This window comes from Psychrobacter sp. (assembly GCF_018260395.1).
Taxonomy (GTDB): Bacteria; Pseudomonadota; Gammaproteobacteria; order Pseudomonadales; family Moraxellaceae; genus Psychrobacter.
Map to the genome: position 1 here is coordinate 1 of NZ_JAGLBC010000030.1, position 17,516 is coordinate 17,516.

Here is a 17,516-nt window from a genome sequence, read left to right on the forward strand (position 1 = left end):
GAATGATGAGGTTCGTGATTTGATTGTTATGGGCTAAAAGTGTGCGTTTGCCCTGGTTTATCATACAAAAAATGCTAAAAATTTATGTTGAAGTCTTGCATTTTCAATCATATCAAGGCAATGTAAACGGTTGCGTAGTAGATGTCTGTTATTGTTTTTATAACCGACCTCGATAATACTGCAAAATGAATCAGATTTGGCTTGAGCATTACATAATGCTACGGACATGTCTAAGCAAAACGTGATTAGGGCGTGTCCCTATTTGGATTATGAGGCTAAAAATGAGATAGATTTTTGTCAAACACGAATAATTTCGAAGATAATATAGGCATATTAGCTAGAAATTAGACACAGTTTGGCGAAAATATAGCCATTTTTAGACCATAACTTATTTAATTTGCAAATAGGGACACGCCCTTATCTAACAAATTATTTTAGCTAGATATACAAGGTATATATTCATGAGTCAATTAAAAGTGGGTCTTGTTGGATGGCGCGGCATGGTAGGTTCTGTGCTGATGCAACGTATGGTAGAAGAAAAAGATTTTGCTAATATCACCCCTATTTTCTTTTCAACCAGTAACTCAGGTGGTGATGCTCCTATTTTTGAGGGTATTAAACATACGGATGCCAGTGCCAAACTAAAAGATGCTCATGATATTGAAGCCCTAAGCAACTGTGATGTGATTATCTCTTGTCAAGGTGGCGATTATACCACTGCCGTTCATAGTCCTTTACGTGAGTCAGGCTGGCAAGGGTATTGGGTAGATGCAGCTAGTAGCTTACGCATGGAAGACAATAGTGTCATCATCTTAGATCCTGTAAATCGCAAAGTCATTGATAACGCTTTACAGACTGGCACCAAAGACTTTATTGGTGGAAACTGTACTGTCTCATTGATGCTAATGGCTATTGGCGAGTTATTCAATCGTGGCTGGGTTGAGTGGGTATCAGCTATGACTTATCAAGCTGCTAGTGGTTCAGGCGCCAATAATATGCGTGAGCTTATAAGCGGCATGGGTATGCTTCATGATGCTGTTGCAGACGAACTTGCTGATCCAGCCAGTGCTATTTTAGCCATTGATAAGAAAATTGCCGAAACTCAGCGCAGTGTTGATTTTCCTATCCAGTACTTTGGCGTGCCATTAGCAGGCAGCTTGATTCCGTATATTGATAGCCAACTTGAAAATAAGCAATCTCGTGAAGAATGGAAGGGTGGTGTTGAAACAAATAAAATCTTAAACAACCAAGGTGCTGATATTATTCCTATCGATGGTCTATGTGTCCGTGTAGGCTCTATGCGTTGTCATGCCCAAGGCCTAACCATTAAACTTAAAAAAGACATTCCTTTGAAAGAAATAGAAGCGGCGCTAAAAAATAGCGGTAACCAGTGGTTAGACTTTGTAGAAGATGACAAAGAACAAACCATGCAGCGTTTGACACCTGCGGCTGTAACTGGCACCTTGACAGTTGCGCTAGGACGCTTACGTAAGCTTAATATGGGTCCAGAGTATCTAGCAGCCTTTACCGTTGGCGATCAACTTCTATGGGGCGCAGCAGAGCCATTACGCCGCATGTTAAATATTATTCAGCAGTTAGAGGCTTAACTGTTTCTTTGTTGTATAGCGTTTAGTTTTGCAAAAATGTATAAAAAATATAAATAAACAAAAACCCCCATTTGGGGGTTTTTGCATTTTGGCTTAATACACACCTTAATAGAACCAAGTTTTACATCTAGTCAGGGTGTTTTTCATCTGAAATATAATCTTCAGTCACGTGTTCAATTGGCACATCAGGATGTCTTATCAAATGAATAACGGCCAATACAAGCCCACCCCAAACTGTTACCATTGCAAATATCATTAATGCTATTGCTGAGGTATTCATTTTAATGCTCCATTTTTATTTTTAATTGAGGTAAACAAGAATGAACCAATCACAAATAAGGCTACTATACCCCATCCATAGATAAGTTGAGTCATCATCGAATAGTCACCATAGCCTTCCGTTAATAAGGATTTCAAGGTTAATACTAAAGAGATGATTAATGATAATGGCGTAATTATCGTTAACATAAAGATCCAGAGCTTACCTACTTTCAAACTGGAAATTTCATTAATATGATTAACAAGTTTAGGAATAAGCTGACGGTTAAACCAAGTTATCCAAGTAATCGATAAAATAGCACCCACAACAATACCAATGTTATTTGCAAAATTGTCAATTATATCGACGAAAGTAATCGCACTTTTTGACGAAAATAAAATGATGGAAATAATTGAACACACACCACCGATGATGGTCACAGACTTATGACGAGACCAGCCAAATTTATCTTTAAAGGCAGCAATAGGCACCTCCAAAATACTCACCATAGAAGTGATACCCGCAAAAACAAGCGAGCCAAAGAATAAAACACCTACTATATCACCAGTACTTCCCAAGCTTGAAATAAGCTTAGGGAAAGCAATAAAGGCTAGTCCAATACCACTTCCGACTACTTCGGAAATGGGAACACCTGTAGTATGAGCCATATAACCTAAGGCGGCAAAAATACCAATACCAGCTAATATTTCAAAAGAGGAATTGGCTAAACCTACTACCAATCCTGAGCCTGTTAAGTTTGCATTTCGGTTAAGATATGAGGCAAAAGTTACCATAATCCCGAAACCAACAGATAGTGAAAAGAAAATATGACCATAAGCTGCAAGCCACACTTTAGGATTTTTCATAGCTTCCCAGTTTGGGGTAAAGAAAGCATTTAAGCCATCTTCTGCACCAGGCAAACGAACTGCCTGTACCACCAGAATGGTAAACATAATCATAAGCAGTGGAAGGAATATCTTATTTGCTAACTCAAGGCCTTTTTTAACACCACCATATAATATGAGGAGTGTGATAACCCAAACGACTAACAGACCAATGAATAAATGTGGCACGATTTCAAAAACCACCCCATCGGCATTCTGCAGATAAGTCTTGAAGAAAAATTCCTCAGGATTATCTCCCCATTGCTGTCCGAACGAAAACAGCATGAAGTTTCCAGCCCATGTCAAAACACTAGCATAGTAAATAGCGATCACTGCGGAGACCAATACTTGCCACCAACCTATAGGCTCAGCAGACTTAATCATTCTTTTATATGCTGTTGGAGGTGCGCCTTTATACCTCTGTCCCACTACATAATCTAAATACAATAAAGGTAAACCGGCAGTTAATAAGGCAATTAAGTAAGGTATTAAAAAAGCGCCACCACCATTTTCATAAGCTACATAAGGAAAACGCCATATATTCCCAAGACCGATAGCTGATCCAATGGCTGCTAAAATAAAACCAGAGCGGCTTGACCAGTTTTCGCGCGTTGCGTGTTGTTGTGCCATTAAAGGCTCCTTAACTCAATTTGAATTTGAGATAGTCAATTTATATCAATTACTTTATTATCTAAAAGGTTATCAATAAGGTAAATCAAATAAAAAAGGCACTATATTATAAAGTAACATTAAGTTACTTAAATTTTTCTCTATGTAACGGGATAGTTTCATTTACGCCTAAACAAAAGTCAAGTTTTAACGTAAAAAAAAGCCATACTTTTACGTATAGCTGGAGTCTAATAGACTAAATAAAATTTGATTAGAAGATAAGTATTAGTTTGGTCTATCGAGTAATGCCGCGCTTACTGTCTACTAAAGACTGTATAAGTAACTTGACTTTTGGCTCTTTGGGTAAATACTCATCATTAAGCTCCTTGATAACTTCCTGAGTCGTTTTTCCGGATTTAAATATCAATTTATAAGCTTCACGAAGATTATTTATAGTCTCTTTATTCCATTGCTTACGACGCATACCCTCGATATTTAGGCCATGAGCTCCAGCGGGATTTCCAGAAACCAAGGTCATAGCGGCAACATCTTTTAAGATGACGCTGCCGCCACCGATTAAACTATAGTCACCTATTTGACAAAATTGGTGTACCCCAGTATTCCCACCGACAATAACTTGATTACCAATATGAACATGCCCTGCCACACCGACATTATTGGCCAAAACATTGCCATCACCAATAACGCAATCATGGGCAATATGAGTATTTACCATAAATAAATTATTACTGCCGATTTTAGTTAAACCTTGGTCTTGAATAGTACCACGATGAAAGCTACAAGCTTCTCGAATAGAGTTATTATCTCCAATCTCAAGCCAAGTTTCCTCGCCTGCATATTTTAAATCCTGACAGTCTTCACCGATACTGGCAAACTGAAAAATCTCATTGTTTTTGCCAATACGTGTGTTTTTGGTTATTACCACATGACGTAGCAAGGTAGTACCAGCGTCTATAGTGACATTATCACCTACTATACAATAAGGCCCAATGATAACAGATTCGTGAATGTCAGCCTTACTTGAGACAATGGCAGTGTGGTGTATCTGAGTCATTAAACCCACCTGTTATATATATTAAAATTTAAGATGTTATTTCATTCCTAATAGGAAAATTTAAGCAGTGGCGGTCGTTTGTTGACGCATTATCATTAATTCGCCAGTTGCTGCCAATTTATTATCCACATACGCCTTAGATTCAAACTTATAAAGATCTCTTTTTTGCAATATTAGTTTAGATTGTATGACCAACTGATCGCCGGGTACCACTGGGGTTTTAAACCTAACTTTATCAACACCTGCAAATAAAAACAGATAGCCATCTTCAGCAGTCACCCCTTCACTGATAAAGGCCAATATACCTGACAACTGAGCCATAGCTTCAATGATTAAAACCCCGGGCATAATAGGATGTGCCGGGAAATGACCTTGAAAAAAAGGCTCATTAATCGTAACGTTCTTATACCCTGTAATCCAAGAGTTCGTCCCACAGGCTACTACTCTATCAATCAACATAAAAGGATAGCGATGGGGCAAATATCGCTTCAATTGATTATAATTGAGGGGTAACGTTATTGATTTATCAGCTAACATCTGTTCATCTGCAACTGTCATTTGCCATTGTGTTGATTTAGAAGGTATGTTTACCAAATCTAAGTTATTGCTACTATCATCCTCAGAGCCTATCTTGGCTTCTATGTTTGAACCGCTACCTTTTTGAGTCATGAGTTGTCCTTATCCAAAAATAAAGCACCTGATGTTTGACCGATTTTATGAATTGAATTTTTAAACTGGTTTTTGAACTTCAAACAGTTAAGGCAATCTTGAATTAACTAGGTAAATAAAATTCAGTTATTTTTTACCCATGCCTCGAAGTTTTACCATTGCTCGGCGCCAGTCCATTGCAGGCATAGAGGTTACCCCTGAAGAGTATACGCCTGGTTTTTTTATAGATTTACTGACAAGGGTCATACCGGTTAAAACCACCCCATCCGTAATTTCCAAATGTCCAGCGATTCCAACCCCGCCACCAATCATACAATACTTACCAATAGTAGCACTACCAGCAATACCTACTTTGCCAGCAATGGCCGTGCCGGCGCCAACCTTTACATTGTGGCCTATCTGCACTAAGTTATCTATTATCACATTATCTTCAATAATAGTATCGTCAATGGCTCCTCGATCAATACAAGTCTGGCTGCCAATACGAACATTATCACCGATAATCACTCGGCCTAATTGTGCAATTCGCTCCCAACCTTCAGTCGCAGTATTTGACATAGGTGCAAAACCAAAACCTTCAGAGCCTATACTGGCGCCCGCATGAACCCTAACTTTACTCCCTAACTGACAGTCATGCCCAATAAAGCTATACGGATAAAATACGCAGCCTTCACCAATAACAACCCTATCGTCAATACTGACATGAGAGTGTAACTGACAACCCGATCCAATCTTTACTTGCTTACCGATAACACAATAAGCGCCAATATAAACATGCTCACCCAATTCAACTGAATCTGCCAATTGCGCAGTAGGATGGATATAGGTTTTAGACCGCTCAGAAAGTTGCTCACTTGAGTGCTCAAAAAGACGGGTGGCGCAAGCGTAAGCCACATAGGGAGAAGCAACTATTACTGCAATCGTAGCAGCAGGAACTTGATTAGCTTGGTCTTCTGATACCAACACTACTGCAGCTTTAGTCTCGGATAGGACAGAGGCGTAAGCTTTATCTGATAAGAAGCTTAGCTGATGATTATTGGCTTGAGTCAAACTTCCAATACCCGTAAGATGGGTTTGTAATTGATCAGCCGTTAACGAATCGTGGTTTAAAACAGGTTGCCGAGTCGTAATAGCTGATATTACCTCAGCAAGTCTGACGCTTGATTCAGAAGAAGTCATAAAGATAGAATCTGTCCATTATTAAAAGTTTAAAATAGGATATTCAAAATTTAACTTAGAACCTATTAAATTTATAGTTAAAAGAAAGCTCAAAGTTAGTAACTTTGAGCTTAAATAAATTGATCACAATAAAATAAATTTAAGGCTAATATATAACAATAAAACTATCCAATTAGTTAAGCGCTTAGCTTAATTGAACAGGTCTAAAAGGTACTACCGATTTGAAACTGAACTTCCTCAGTCTTATCGCCTTTTTTATCGCCAAATGGCTTGGCATAACTTATAGAGATAGGGCCAATTGGGGTGAACCAAGTAATACCAGCACCGGCACTATATCTGATATCTTTATCTTGAACCAATAAAGGAGTACCATTAGGATCTTCGTAAAACACATTCTTTTTATCGTCGAACTTAACAAGTTTGTTCTCTTTATTAGTAGTATCAAATACTTGACCACCTTCAACGAACAATACTGGGCGAACTTGATCTGCCCAATCGCCTTTGAATGGCATGGGTAATACCAACTCAGCACCAACAGTTGCCATAGCGTTACCACCTACCTCTTCTCCAACTACAAAACCATTGGCTTTCAGATCTTCATTGTAGTTATTCATGCGCAAAAAAGAGCTAGAGCGTGGACCTAAACTCGATGACTCATAACCCCTTACTGAGCCATATCCACCTGCATAGAAATTCTCATAAAACGGTAAATCATTACCGTAACCTAGCTTAGCATAACCACGTGCTACGAAATCTCTTCCTAATGGATAGTAGAAATTACCTTTATAAGTTACCTTTTGATAAGTTTGATCCCCAAAGCCTAAAGTGGCATTAACCGCATGATCCATACCTTTAGTTGGGAAGACTGGACGGTCTAAAGTACTATAATCCCAGCCTAATAATAAGCTATAAGTATTATAATCATTTTTGAAACCACCTACATAATCTTCTTTACCAATAACTTGACCATTTGCATCCTTTTTATCACTGGTAAAAGTTGAGGTTTTGCCATCATCTTTTAAAAGATCATAGGCATTTGAGATACCCATATAGCGACCACCACGAACCTCAGTATTGTCGTAGTTAACACCGGCACTAATACGCTTGGTTTCATCGATTGGATAGCTGTAATTTAAAGTAGCCCCATAAGAGTCCATCACATAATTACTTACGTTACGGTCATCATATTTGGTTTTTCTATAATAACCGCTTAAACCTTGTGATACCCCATTTTCAGTAAAATAAGGGTCAGTAAAGCCTAGGCTATAAGAGTCACGTGTTTCTGAACGAGATAAGGCAGCATTTACACGGTTACCCGTACCCAAAAAGTTTTTCTGACTAAAGTCTAACTGAAAAGTTACACCACCATTTTGAGAATAACCTGCTGCAATGGTAGAACTACCTGAAGGTTGCTCTTCTACATTGAAGTTGATGTCTACTTGATCAGGCGTATTAGGCACCGGTTTAACATCAACATTTACCCCTTTAAAAAACCCAGTGCGCATTAGACGCACACGTGAGCTTTGAATCTTTTCGCTTGAGGCTAAAGCACCTTCAAGTTGACGCATTTCACGACGTAATACTTCATCTTCAGTCTTGGTATTGCCATTAAAGTTTATTCGGCGTACATACACTGGGCGCGCAGGATCGATGTAATAATCTATATCTACGGTTTTAGTTTCTTCATTGATGCGAGTTATAGGGCGTATGTGCGCAAAATAATAACCGTCATCCCCAAATTGGTTTTTCACAGCACTAGTTGAAGCTTCTAACTTGGCTTGAGAGAACTGCTCACCTGGCTTAAATGAGATGCTCTTGGCAAGCTTCTCTTTGTCGTAGGTTGTATTCCCTAAAAAATTGGCTTGGCCAAATTTATACTGTTCGCCCTCAGTTAGACTTACTTCAATAAAAACTTTATCTTTGGTATCATTGATATTTAAAATAGCATTATCAACGTTAAAGTTAACAAAACCTTCATTCATATACATGGACTTTAGGTTTTCCAAACTTGCCGCTAATTTTTCTTTGGCATAACGGTCTGACTTTGAAAGTAGACGAGTCCATGAAGATTCTTTTACAGCAAACACATCTTTAATATCTTGATCGCTAAAATGCTTATTACCAATGACATTGATATCCACTACTTTAGCTGCTTTTCCCTCAATGAAACGTATAGTGAGCTTTACACGGTTGCCATCTAATAATTTTTGGTCAACCTCGATATCACTATTGTAATAGCCTTGAGCGATATACTGTTGTTGTAACTCATTGGCCACGTTTTGCACAGTAGATTGCTTTAAGACACTGCCGACCGATATACCAGCGTACTTAAGACCTTCTTCTAGACCATCTTTTGGAATAAGCTTATTGCCTTCAAAGTTTACTTCGGCAACGATAGGACGCTCAACGACATAATAAGTAACTCGTCCATTGTCATTTTTGACTTGAATGTTAGCAAAGTCACCTGTCGCATATAAAGCTTGAATACTATTGGCCAAATCTTGGTCAGTAACTGCCTCACCTACATTGGTAGTAAGTAAAGGATATAAACTCTCAGGTGTTAAACGCTGCAGTCCTACAAACTCTACATTGGTTAATACAGCATCCGCAGCATGTGCCGAAACTGCCATAATCGCTGCAAATGCAGGCACTGCTATTAATTGTGACATTTTAAATAAAGACGTTTGCATACATACAATCCGTAGTTCAAGGAACGAGCTAAAATAAGGTTTTTTAGATTTTGCTAGCCACTATATGTAATAATGGCAAATTAAGCTTCTATCTATATTTCAAACTATATATCAAGGGTAATAAATATTACAAAGACAAATATTAAAAGCTATCTAATAAATAAAATCTATTATTTTAGCTTAAAAATAACGACTAAAGTCATTTGTTATAGCTAAAATCATAAAACACATAAGAAATAAGAAGCCAATATTAAAGCCAATAATCTGCATTCTCTCAGACACTGGTCGACCTCTAATTAACTCAATAAAATAATATAGTAAATGACCACCATCTAATACAGGAATAGGCAGTAAATTAAGTACAGCAAGACTTAAACTAATTATACCAGCATTGGCCAGCACCTGCTCCCAACTAATCTCAAAGCTCTGCTTACTAATGACAGCGATAGTAATGGGTCCTGACAAGTTATCCAAACCTACTTTACCAGTAATCATTTTACCCATTGAGTTTAAAGTCATAGTGGCCAATTGCCCAGTTTTGGCAAATGCTTTGCCAATTGCAGTCATAGGATCGTAGGATACCATCGTTTTATAATCATCTGGTACTATAATCTCAATTGGACTAATTCCTGCACCAATTTGACCATATTTTTGGCCAGCCGGCCCTTTTTTCCCCTGTGGCATAATCTGTAGCTGGATTTCACGGCTTTGACCTTGTTCATCTTTTCTAAGCACAGTAAAGTTAAGCAGAGTTTCAGGATGATCTCTAATAATCCGAGTAGCTACCAACCAATCTTTTACCGGTTCATTATTGATGGATACAATCTTATCGCCAACCTTCATACCCTGCCGAAACGCCGCACCATCTTTAGACAATTGACCAATCACTGGCTCGATATGTGGTTGCCAAGGTATAACTCCTAAGCTAGTTAAAGTATCCTTACCTGATTGCGTGCCCTGCATAAAGTCCTTAATAGGCACTTTAACTTCACGTTGCGTATTCGCTGAAGTAGTTTTTGCGGTATCAGAAGAAACGTTTGAAACTGTTTGTGCAGAACTGTCTGAAGATTTTGCTCCCTCAACAACCTTTTGTAAGGTTACAGATACAGCGCCTGTTTCACCCATGCGATCCGCTAAACGATAATTAACTTCTTCCCAAGTTTGAACTTTATGACCATCTATCGCAACGATTTTATCGCCCTTTGGTAAGCTTACAGTTGCTGCGGGTGTATTAGGTAAAACTGTACCAATACGAGTATTCAACTGTTCACTAGGCACTAAAAACAGCACCCAAAATAAAGCAATTGCAATGATAAAGTTCATTACAGGACCAGCAGCGACGATAGCAATTTTCTTTAGCGGATGCTGATTATTAAATGCCAAATGCTTTTCTTTTTCAGCCACCTCACCTTCACGCTCATCAAGCATCTTTACATAGCCACCAAGCGGTAAAGCAGATAAACGATAATTAGTACCCGTTCTTTTGCTTGTCCAACTTGCTAACTTAGGCCCAAACCCTATCGAATAGGTAAGCACTTTAACGCCACATAAACGAGCTACAATATAATGTCCCCATTCATGCAAGGCAACCAGTGGACCCAAAATAGCCGCAAAAGCCAATAAAAATAACGCCAATGTCATTAACTGCGACATTTCGCCACCTCTTGCTGCGCTTCAATGCGAGCTAATTTATCAATTACCAAAATATCATCCAAGGTATTTATGTTGCCATTAAAATTACTGTTTTTGTTTGTTGAATTTGAAGTTAGCAATTGATCTTCCTTTGCCATCAAATTATTAGAGACTTTGTGATGCATAGTGTCCAATACACGGCCATTAATCAAGGCAATGTCGGTTAAAGAAACTTGCTCTTTTATAAACGCCTCTACAGCCACTTCATTGGCAGCATTTAATACAATGGTCGCAGCTTGACCCGCTCGCATGGCATCTCTTGCTAATTTTAGACAAGCAAACTTCTGTAAATCAGGCTTGATAAATTCTAATGCAGATAACTCATATAGATCTAAAGATTTTACTCCAGCGGTAATACGGTTTGGATAAGCCAAAGCATGAGCTATAGGCGTTCGCATATCAGGACTTCCCATCTGCGCAAGGAAGCTACCGTCACAATATTCTACCATTGAATGAATAATACTCTGCGGATGAATAACCACATTAATTTGTGATTCATCTAGGTCAAATAAATGACACGCTTCAATTAGCTCAAGTCCTTTATTCATCATAGTTGCGGAATCTACAGATATTTTTTGTCCCATAGACCAATTAGGATGTTTTACCGCTTCACTAACACTGGCGGTTTGCATGAGTTGTAAACTTTTATTTAAAAAAGGACCACCAGAAGCTGTCAACCATAACTTACTAATGCCATAACAAGATTCATGAATTCGAGTATTCTGCTGTTGTACAGCGGCAGGCAGACATTGAAAAATAGCGTTATGCTCTGAATCTAAAGGCAGTAAAGTAGCACCATTGTCTTTAACAGCTTGCATCATAAGGCTGCCGGCCATGACTAAAGCTTCTTTATTTGCCAAAAGAATTCTTTTGCCTGCTTTGGCTGCCGTTAAAGTTGAAGATAGGCCGGCAGCACCAACAATGGCGGCTACCACAGTATCGACTTTAGCGTCTGCAGCAATATTATCTAATCCTGCCTGACCACCCACTACTTCACAGCTTATATTAGCTTGCTTTAAACGGTTGCTAAACTCTTTAACCTTATCTTCAGCTACAGCAACCCTACTTGGTTTAAACTGCTGGCACAGTTCTAATAGTTTATCTAAACGACCATGACCGGATAGCGCATAAACTTGATATTGTTCTGGATAATCAGCCAATATGGATAGTGTACTGTCACCAATTGAGCCGGTGGCGCCGAGTACGGCAATGCGTTGGGTCATAACTTACCTTTGAATCGTGACGGGTCAACTATTTCAAGTTGAACAATAAACAATGATGACAACAAAAGCTAAATTTTAGGTTAATTAACTATTAATGGTTGGTATTAATCAATATCAAAGAACTTTCAAATTCAATTAAATAAATACCTTGAGCTTAAGCTTATTAAGGTAGCATTTGATAGTATTGTAGCACCCAAAATCCTAATGCAAAAATTGGAGTTGCAGACAGTAATGAATCAATACGATCTAATATACCGCCATGCCCAGGTAAAATAGTGCCCGAATCCTTAACTCCGGCTTGACGCTTAAGCATGGATTCAAACAAGTCGCCTAGGACAGATGCCAATATGGTTATTAAAGACAATCCTACAAATAACACAAGTTCACTGCCCGCTAATTGTAGCTTAAACCAGCTTATACCTATTACTACAATCAAGCCTGTTGCTAGGCCACCAATTAGCCCTTCTATACTTTTGTTAGGTGAGACATGGGGAGACATTTTGCGTTTGCCAAGCTTACGACCCACAAAATAAGCACCACTGTCGGCACACCATACCAATAAAAAGACGTACATTAACCACCAAGGGGACTGCAACCATAAATAATACATTGCACTAATGGCAGCAGTCAGTAGCACCATACCCAATACGTATAGCTGCCTACCATACCAACCAGTAGATGCAGGGAACTTACTAACCCAATATAAGGCCATCAGCCAAATCACAGTAGATGCAGTCCACCAAAGGGGCCAAGTATTGGGAAATATTAATGTGGCCATAGTTAAAGCCAACACCAATATTACGAATAAGGCAGGCACGTGCCATTTTGGCACAAGTTTGGTCCATTCAAAGGAAGCTATGCTAACCCCTACTCCTAGTAATGGAATAAACAGATAAGGCTTATCGCTAGCAAAGATTGCGACACCCACAATAATGACTAAAATGACAGCCGTCTTAATGCGTGTCCACATACTAGATACCTTTTTATTATATTATGTCTTACAAATATTTTTACAGTCGCTGTAAGTATTATTTTTATAGGGATGATTGGCTTATAGTGAAGCTAATACTAGCTGATAGCTTAGATAAAAGTTATCTATTAAAGCACTAATTTGTTTGAATTAAGCCTGGCCTTCAACCTGTTCACTTGTTTTGCCAAATCGACGTTGACGACGAGAGAATTCAAACATCATCTCATTCAACTCTTTGGCATCGAAATCTGGCCATAAAGTATCTGTAAAAAATAACTCAGCGTAGGCAGATTGCCATAATAAGAAATTAGAAATTCTATACTCGCCACCGGTACGAATTAACATATCCACCGCCGCTACATCCGCCAATTGAACTTGTTCACCTAAAGTTTCAACGGTAAGTTGATCAACACTCATTTTACCTTGCTGTATTTTTTTGGCCAATTGCTGGGCAGCATTTGCAATATCCCATTGTCCACCATAACTAATAGCAATCACCAAAGTCATCGCTTTATGATTAGCAGTTTGAGCCTCTGCATCCGCCATCTGTTGTTGTAACTCTGGCGTCAATTGGCTTCTATCTCCAATAAATCTCAAACACATATTGTATTTATGCATTCGTGGCAACTGTTCGTTTATGGTGGCAGACAAAAGCCGCATCAATAGCGCCACTTCATCAACAGGACGTTGCCAGTTTTCGCTAGAAAAAGCAAAGACTGTCAAAACTTCGATACCTATAGCCACACAGTACTCTACTAGAGGATCTAAAGACTCTTTACCAGCAACATGGCCCTGCCCTTTGGCCATACCATGCGCTTTGGCATAGCGATTGTTACCATCCATAATGATTGCTATGTGCTTAGGTAAAACATCAGGGATAGGCAATGAAGCATATGCATTCGAGATTTGTGGCTCAGTCATAATAGTTTTTATCTAATCTTGAAAATAGGTTTAGGTATTTTTAGTCTCTAATTATATGTCATCAATCTGCAATTAGTGATTAATTGTTCAATCATTGGGCATGATCTTTAGATACAAACTCAATAAATCCTTATGTCAAACCTAGCTTGCCAGCAAATTACGTCTTAAAGCTATCCTAATTTGATAAGTGGATAGAGCTACGAGACATAAACCAACTTACTAGGTTTGATGTAAAGCTAATAAAATAGTTTAAGAACTAAACTTCCATTAGCTCTTTTTCTTTAGCGTCAACCATGCCATCGATAGATGCAATGAATTTATCGGTTAATTTTTGGATGTCGTCACTGGCGCGACGTTCTTCATCTTCACTGATCTCTTTTTCTTTCGCTAACTCTTTTATATCATTTAACATATCGCGGCGAATATTACGCACTGAAATTCGGCTGTTTTCAGCTTCACTACGAGCAAGCTTTTGCATATCACGGCGGGTTTCTTCTGTTAAAGCTGGCATAGGGACGCGGATGACATCTGCAGTCATCGGGTTTAGACCAAGATCAGCTTCACGAATGGCTTTATCGACGGCTTGAACCATTGAGCGCTCGAATGGTTGAACCAATAATGTGCGTGAGTCTTCAACGTTAACACTGGCTACTTGGTTCAATGGGGTATCAGCGCCATAATAATTTACCATGACACCTGATAGCATACCTGGATGGGCACGGCCGGTACGAACTTTACTAAAAGCATTTTCCAAAGCTTCTACAGATTTTTTCATACGTTGTTCGCCGTCTTTCTTAATATCATTTATCATAATTTTTCCTTACCTATAATCAGTTAACAATCGAACTAAACAACTTAATAATTAGTGGGGAGCAGGAAGTCAAACTAACCCTAATAGCTGTATTTTAATAAACGCATAATTAATGAAAAACGCGTGTGCCTTCATTCTCACCCATAATCACATTTAATAACGAGTTAGGCTTGTTCATATCAAATACCTGTAAAGGCACATTATGTTCACGGCATAAAGCAATTGCAGTTAGGTCCATCACGCCTAATTTTTGTTCTAAAACTTCATCAAAAGTTAAGGCATCATATTTTTTTGCATCATCATGTTCGCTTGGGTCTTTGTCATAAATACCATCTACCTTAGTCGCTTTTAAGATAACGCCAGCTTCAATTTCAATACCACGCAAGCAAGCAGCTGTGTCAGTTGTAAAGAAGGGATTGCCAGTACCTGCAACAAAGATACAAACATCACCATTTTTTAAATAGCGAATGGCATTACGGCTGCTATAGCTTTCGGTAACTTCACCAATAGGAAGTGCTGACATAAGGCGAGTATTAATGTTACGACGCTCTAAAGCATCACGCATAGCTAAACCATTCATCACTGTGGCCAACATCCCCATTTGATCTCCAGTGACTCGTCCTACCAACCCTTCTTTTTGAAGTTGGCTACCACGATACAAGTTGCCACCACCTACAACGATTCCTACTTGCACTCCAAGACCACACAAGTGAGCAATAGCTAAACTCATCTTATCAAGCACATTGGCATCAATCCCCATACCTTGACCGCCTGCCAAGGCCTCTCCAGATAGCTTAAGTAAAATACGTGAGTACTGCGGATTATTATCAGACATAAGGCACCTTGCTATATAGTTGGACTAATTTATTTTAAGCTTTAACGCACTAAATTCTTACCAACTCTTATTTTAAGTTTATTCTTAACCTAAGCTCGTGACTTAAACTATTAAGCTTAAAAACAAAGTAAACTGTCAAATTAGGCGCAATAAAGGACAAATAAATAGCGAATTAAAAATGTAACTAAAAATAAAGCTAAATTCGTTAAAGTTTACCAAAAAACGCTATCTGCTTATAGCGCTATTTTAATACCAAACCCATTAATTGAACTAATACCGCAATTAAATCTTAAGCTAATACATACTATTTAATGGATATAATAGTTTACCTAATCGATATAAGTTGCAAATAAGTCATACTCACTGGCCTCATCTATATTCACAGTAATCATATCGCCGACTTTTAATGCTAGCTGACCATTACGAACAATGTTATCAACATACACATGTCCATCAATTTCTGGTGCGTCGGCATAACTGCGACAAATCGCTATAAAGTCTTCGTTATCAATCTCATCTACCAATACCGTCATACTCTTGCCGACTTTATCTAGCAATTTTTGCTCAGATATTTCTTGTTGAACAGCCATAAATCGCTCATAACGCTCTTTCTTCACGACTTCAGGAACTGGATTGGGTAAATCATTGGCCACTGCACCTTCAATTTCTGAATAAGTAAAACAGCCTACACGGTCAAGCTTTGCTTGTTTTAACCACTGTAAAAGATACTCGAAGTCAGCTTCAGTTTCTCCTGGAAAACCCACCACAAAAGTTGAACGAATTACAATATCTGGGTTAATCTCACGCCACTTCTCGATACGTGCCAAAGTATTCTCACTATGGGCAGGACGCTTCATGGCTTTTAACACACTTGGACTGGCGTGCTGTAGTGGGATATCTAAATAAGGCAATAAGCCACCAAAATCGCCTGGCTTAGCCATTAGCTCTACTACCTTATCAACATGTGGATAAGGATAAACATAATGTAGACGCACCCAAATACCTACTTTGGCCATAGCTTCACATAAATCAAAGAATTTTGATTTAAGCGGCATCCCATTCCAAAAAGTGGTCTTATATTTTAGATCAAGCCCATAAGCTGAGGTATCTTGTGAAATAATTAGCAGCTCTTTAACACCTGCTTTCTTCAGAGCCATAGCTTCACTCATCACCTGATCAATAGGACGAGAGACTAGATCACCGCGTAAGCTTGGAATAATACAGAACGTACAGCGGTGATTACACCCTTCTGAAATTTTTAAGTAAGCATAATGGCTTGGGGTTAGTTTTACGCCAGCCAAATCAATCAGATCAATCTTAGGGTCATAAGACTTCTTGTCTAAGATCGCCTGTGGCATTGGAGCATGTTTTGATACGGCAGTTATGACTTCATCATAAGCATGAGCACCTGTTACTGCCAGCACAGCTGGGTGCATTTTTCGTATTTTATCGGCATCTTTTCCTAGACAGCCAGTGACAATCACTTTACCATTTTGACTTAAGGCTTCGCCAATAGCATCTAATGACTCTTGAACTGCCGATTCAATAAAGCCGCAAGTATTGACCACTACTAAGTCGGCGCCATCATAATCTGAAGCAACATGATAACCGTCTTTGGTTAATTCAGTAATAATTCGCTCGCTGTCAACCAATGCTTTAGGACAGCCTAAAGATACAAAGCCTACTTTGGGTGCCACTGATGAAGTTATAGTGGACTGTTTTTGACTGGCTTGAATGCCACTTTGTTCGACACTTCGATTTTGATTGTGATTGGCTTTGTGATGATAAGCACCAGAGGTCGAGGCTGCTGAGGTAGTTGGCGTACCTGGCACATAAATAGTGACAGACTCTGCTGATTGTTTGCTTGGCATATACAAATACTTTATAAAATAGAGGATTAATTGATGGCAAAAAGATAAAAAATGAAATAAGAGGCCTTATTCAAACATCTTAGATTTATATAAGGTAAATTTAATAAAATATAGCATTCTAAACACCATATTTTGATGTGCATTGTACGAATTTTAACCGCTCTATACTAGCACCAAAGCATTATTCATGTGTTTTTCATCTCAGTATTAACTTTATTTTT

14 protein-coding genes are annotated in these 17,516 nt (G+C 38.6%); 1 reads left to right on the plus strand and 13 read right to left on the minus strand.

Features of this window, described 5'->3' with window-relative positions:
• The first annotated feature begins 461 nt into the window (after nt 1-461).
• Nucleotides 462-1,607, plus strand: a complete 1,146-nt coding sequence (gene asd, locus QZ265_RS04000; protein WP_296403640.1) for an aspartate-semialdehyde dehydrogenase — start codon at nt 462-464, stop codon at nt 1,605-1,607.
• Nucleotides 1,608-1,734: 127 nt separating this feature from the next.
• On the opposite strand, the gene QZ265_RS04005 is transcribed toward asd, so the two are convergent.
• From QZ265_RS04005 to rimO, 13 genes are all read right to left on the minus strand, one after another.
• Nucleotides 1,735-1,887 (minus strand): methionine/alanine import family NSS transporter small subunit, encoded by a 153-nt coding sequence (locus QZ265_RS04005; RefSeq protein ID WP_296403642.1) that lies wholly within the window; start codon nt 1,885-1,887, stop codon nt 1,735-1,737.
• On the minus strand, nt 1,884-3,380 hold the full coding sequence (locus QZ265_RS04010; protein ID WP_296403644.1) for a sodium-dependent transporter: 1,497 nt from the start codon (nt 3,378-3,380) through the stop codon (nt 1,884-1,886). The genes QZ265_RS04005 and QZ265_RS04010 overlap by 4 nt, the downstream gene beginning before the upstream one ends.
• Nucleotides 3,381-3,654: 274 nt before the next feature.
• A complete protein-coding gene (gene lpxA, locus QZ265_RS04015; protein WP_296403646.1) occupies nt 3,655-4,434 on the minus strand; it encodes an acyl-ACP--UDP-N-acetylglucosamine O-acyltransferase in 780 nt (259 codons plus the stop codon).
• A gap of 60 nt (nt 4,435-4,494) precedes the next feature.
• On the minus strand, nt 4,495-4,992 hold the full coding sequence (gene fabZ / locus QZ265_RS04020; RefSeq protein ID WP_366513648.1) for a 3-hydroxyacyl-ACP dehydratase FabZ: 498 nt from the start codon (nt 4,990-4,992) through the stop codon (nt 4,495-4,497).
• 237 nt (nt 4,993-5,229) lie between these two features.
• Nucleotides 5,230-6,282 (minus strand): UDP-3-O-(3-hydroxymyristoyl)glucosamine N-acyltransferase, encoded by a 1,053-nt coding sequence (lpxD, locus tag QZ265_RS04025; RefSeq protein WP_296403648.1) that lies wholly within the window; start codon nt 6,280-6,282, stop codon nt 5,230-5,232.
• Nucleotides 6,283-6,485: 203 nt separating this feature from the next.
• Nucleotides 6,486-8,972, minus strand: a complete 2,487-nt coding sequence (gene bamA / locus QZ265_RS04030) for an outer membrane protein assembly factor BamA (protein WP_296403650.1) — start codon at nt 8,970-8,972, stop codon at nt 6,486-6,488.
• A 180-nt stretch (nt 8,973-9,152) separates the two neighbouring features.
• The gene (rseP, locus tag QZ265_RS04035) at nt 9,153-10,625 is read right to left on the minus strand and encodes an RIP metalloprotease RseP (protein WP_296403652.1); all 1,473 of its coding nucleotides are present in this window, start codon (nt 10,623-10,625) and stop codon (nt 9,153-9,155) included.
• Nucleotides 10,613-11,887 carry a 1-deoxy-D-xylulose-5-phosphate reductoisomerase gene (ispC, locus tag QZ265_RS04040; RefSeq protein ID WP_296403654.1) on the minus strand — a complete coding sequence of 425 codons (1,275 nt, stop codon included), beginning with the start codon at nt 11,885-11,887 and terminating at the stop codon, nt 10,613-10,615. Before ispC ends, rseP begins: the two co-directional genes overlap by 13 nt.
• 163 nt (nt 11,888-12,050) lie before the next feature.
• Nucleotides 12,051-12,857, minus strand: coding sequence for a phosphatidate cytidylyltransferase (locus QZ265_RS04045; RefSeq protein ID WP_296403656.1), 807 nt, complete (start codon nt 12,855-12,857; stop codon nt 12,051-12,053).
• A gap of 150 nt (nt 12,858-13,007) precedes the next feature.
• A complete protein-coding gene (uppS, locus tag QZ265_RS04050; RefSeq protein WP_296403657.1) occupies nt 13,008-13,778 on the minus strand; it encodes a polyprenyl diphosphate synthase in 771 nt (256 codons plus the stop codon).
• A gap of 256 nt (nt 13,779-14,034) precedes the next feature.
• Nucleotides 14,035-14,589: a ribosome recycling factor gene (gene frr / locus QZ265_RS04055; protein WP_296403659.1), complete on the minus strand. Its 555-nt coding sequence runs from the start codon at nt 14,587-14,589 to the stop codon at nt 14,035-14,037.
• Between the two features lie 109 nt (nt 14,590-14,698).
• Nucleotides 14,699-15,424, minus strand: coding sequence for a UMP kinase (gene pyrH, locus QZ265_RS04060; protein WP_296403661.1), 726 nt, complete (start codon nt 15,422-15,424; stop codon nt 14,699-14,701).
• Between the two features lie 329 nt (nt 15,425-15,753).
• Complete coding sequence (gene rimO / locus QZ265_RS04065; protein ID WP_296403663.1) at nt 15,754-17,295, minus strand: 30S ribosomal protein S12 methylthiotransferase RimO; 1,542 nt, start codon at nt 17,293-17,295, stop codon at nt 15,754-15,756.
• Nucleotides 17,296-17,516 lie beyond the last annotated feature (221 nt).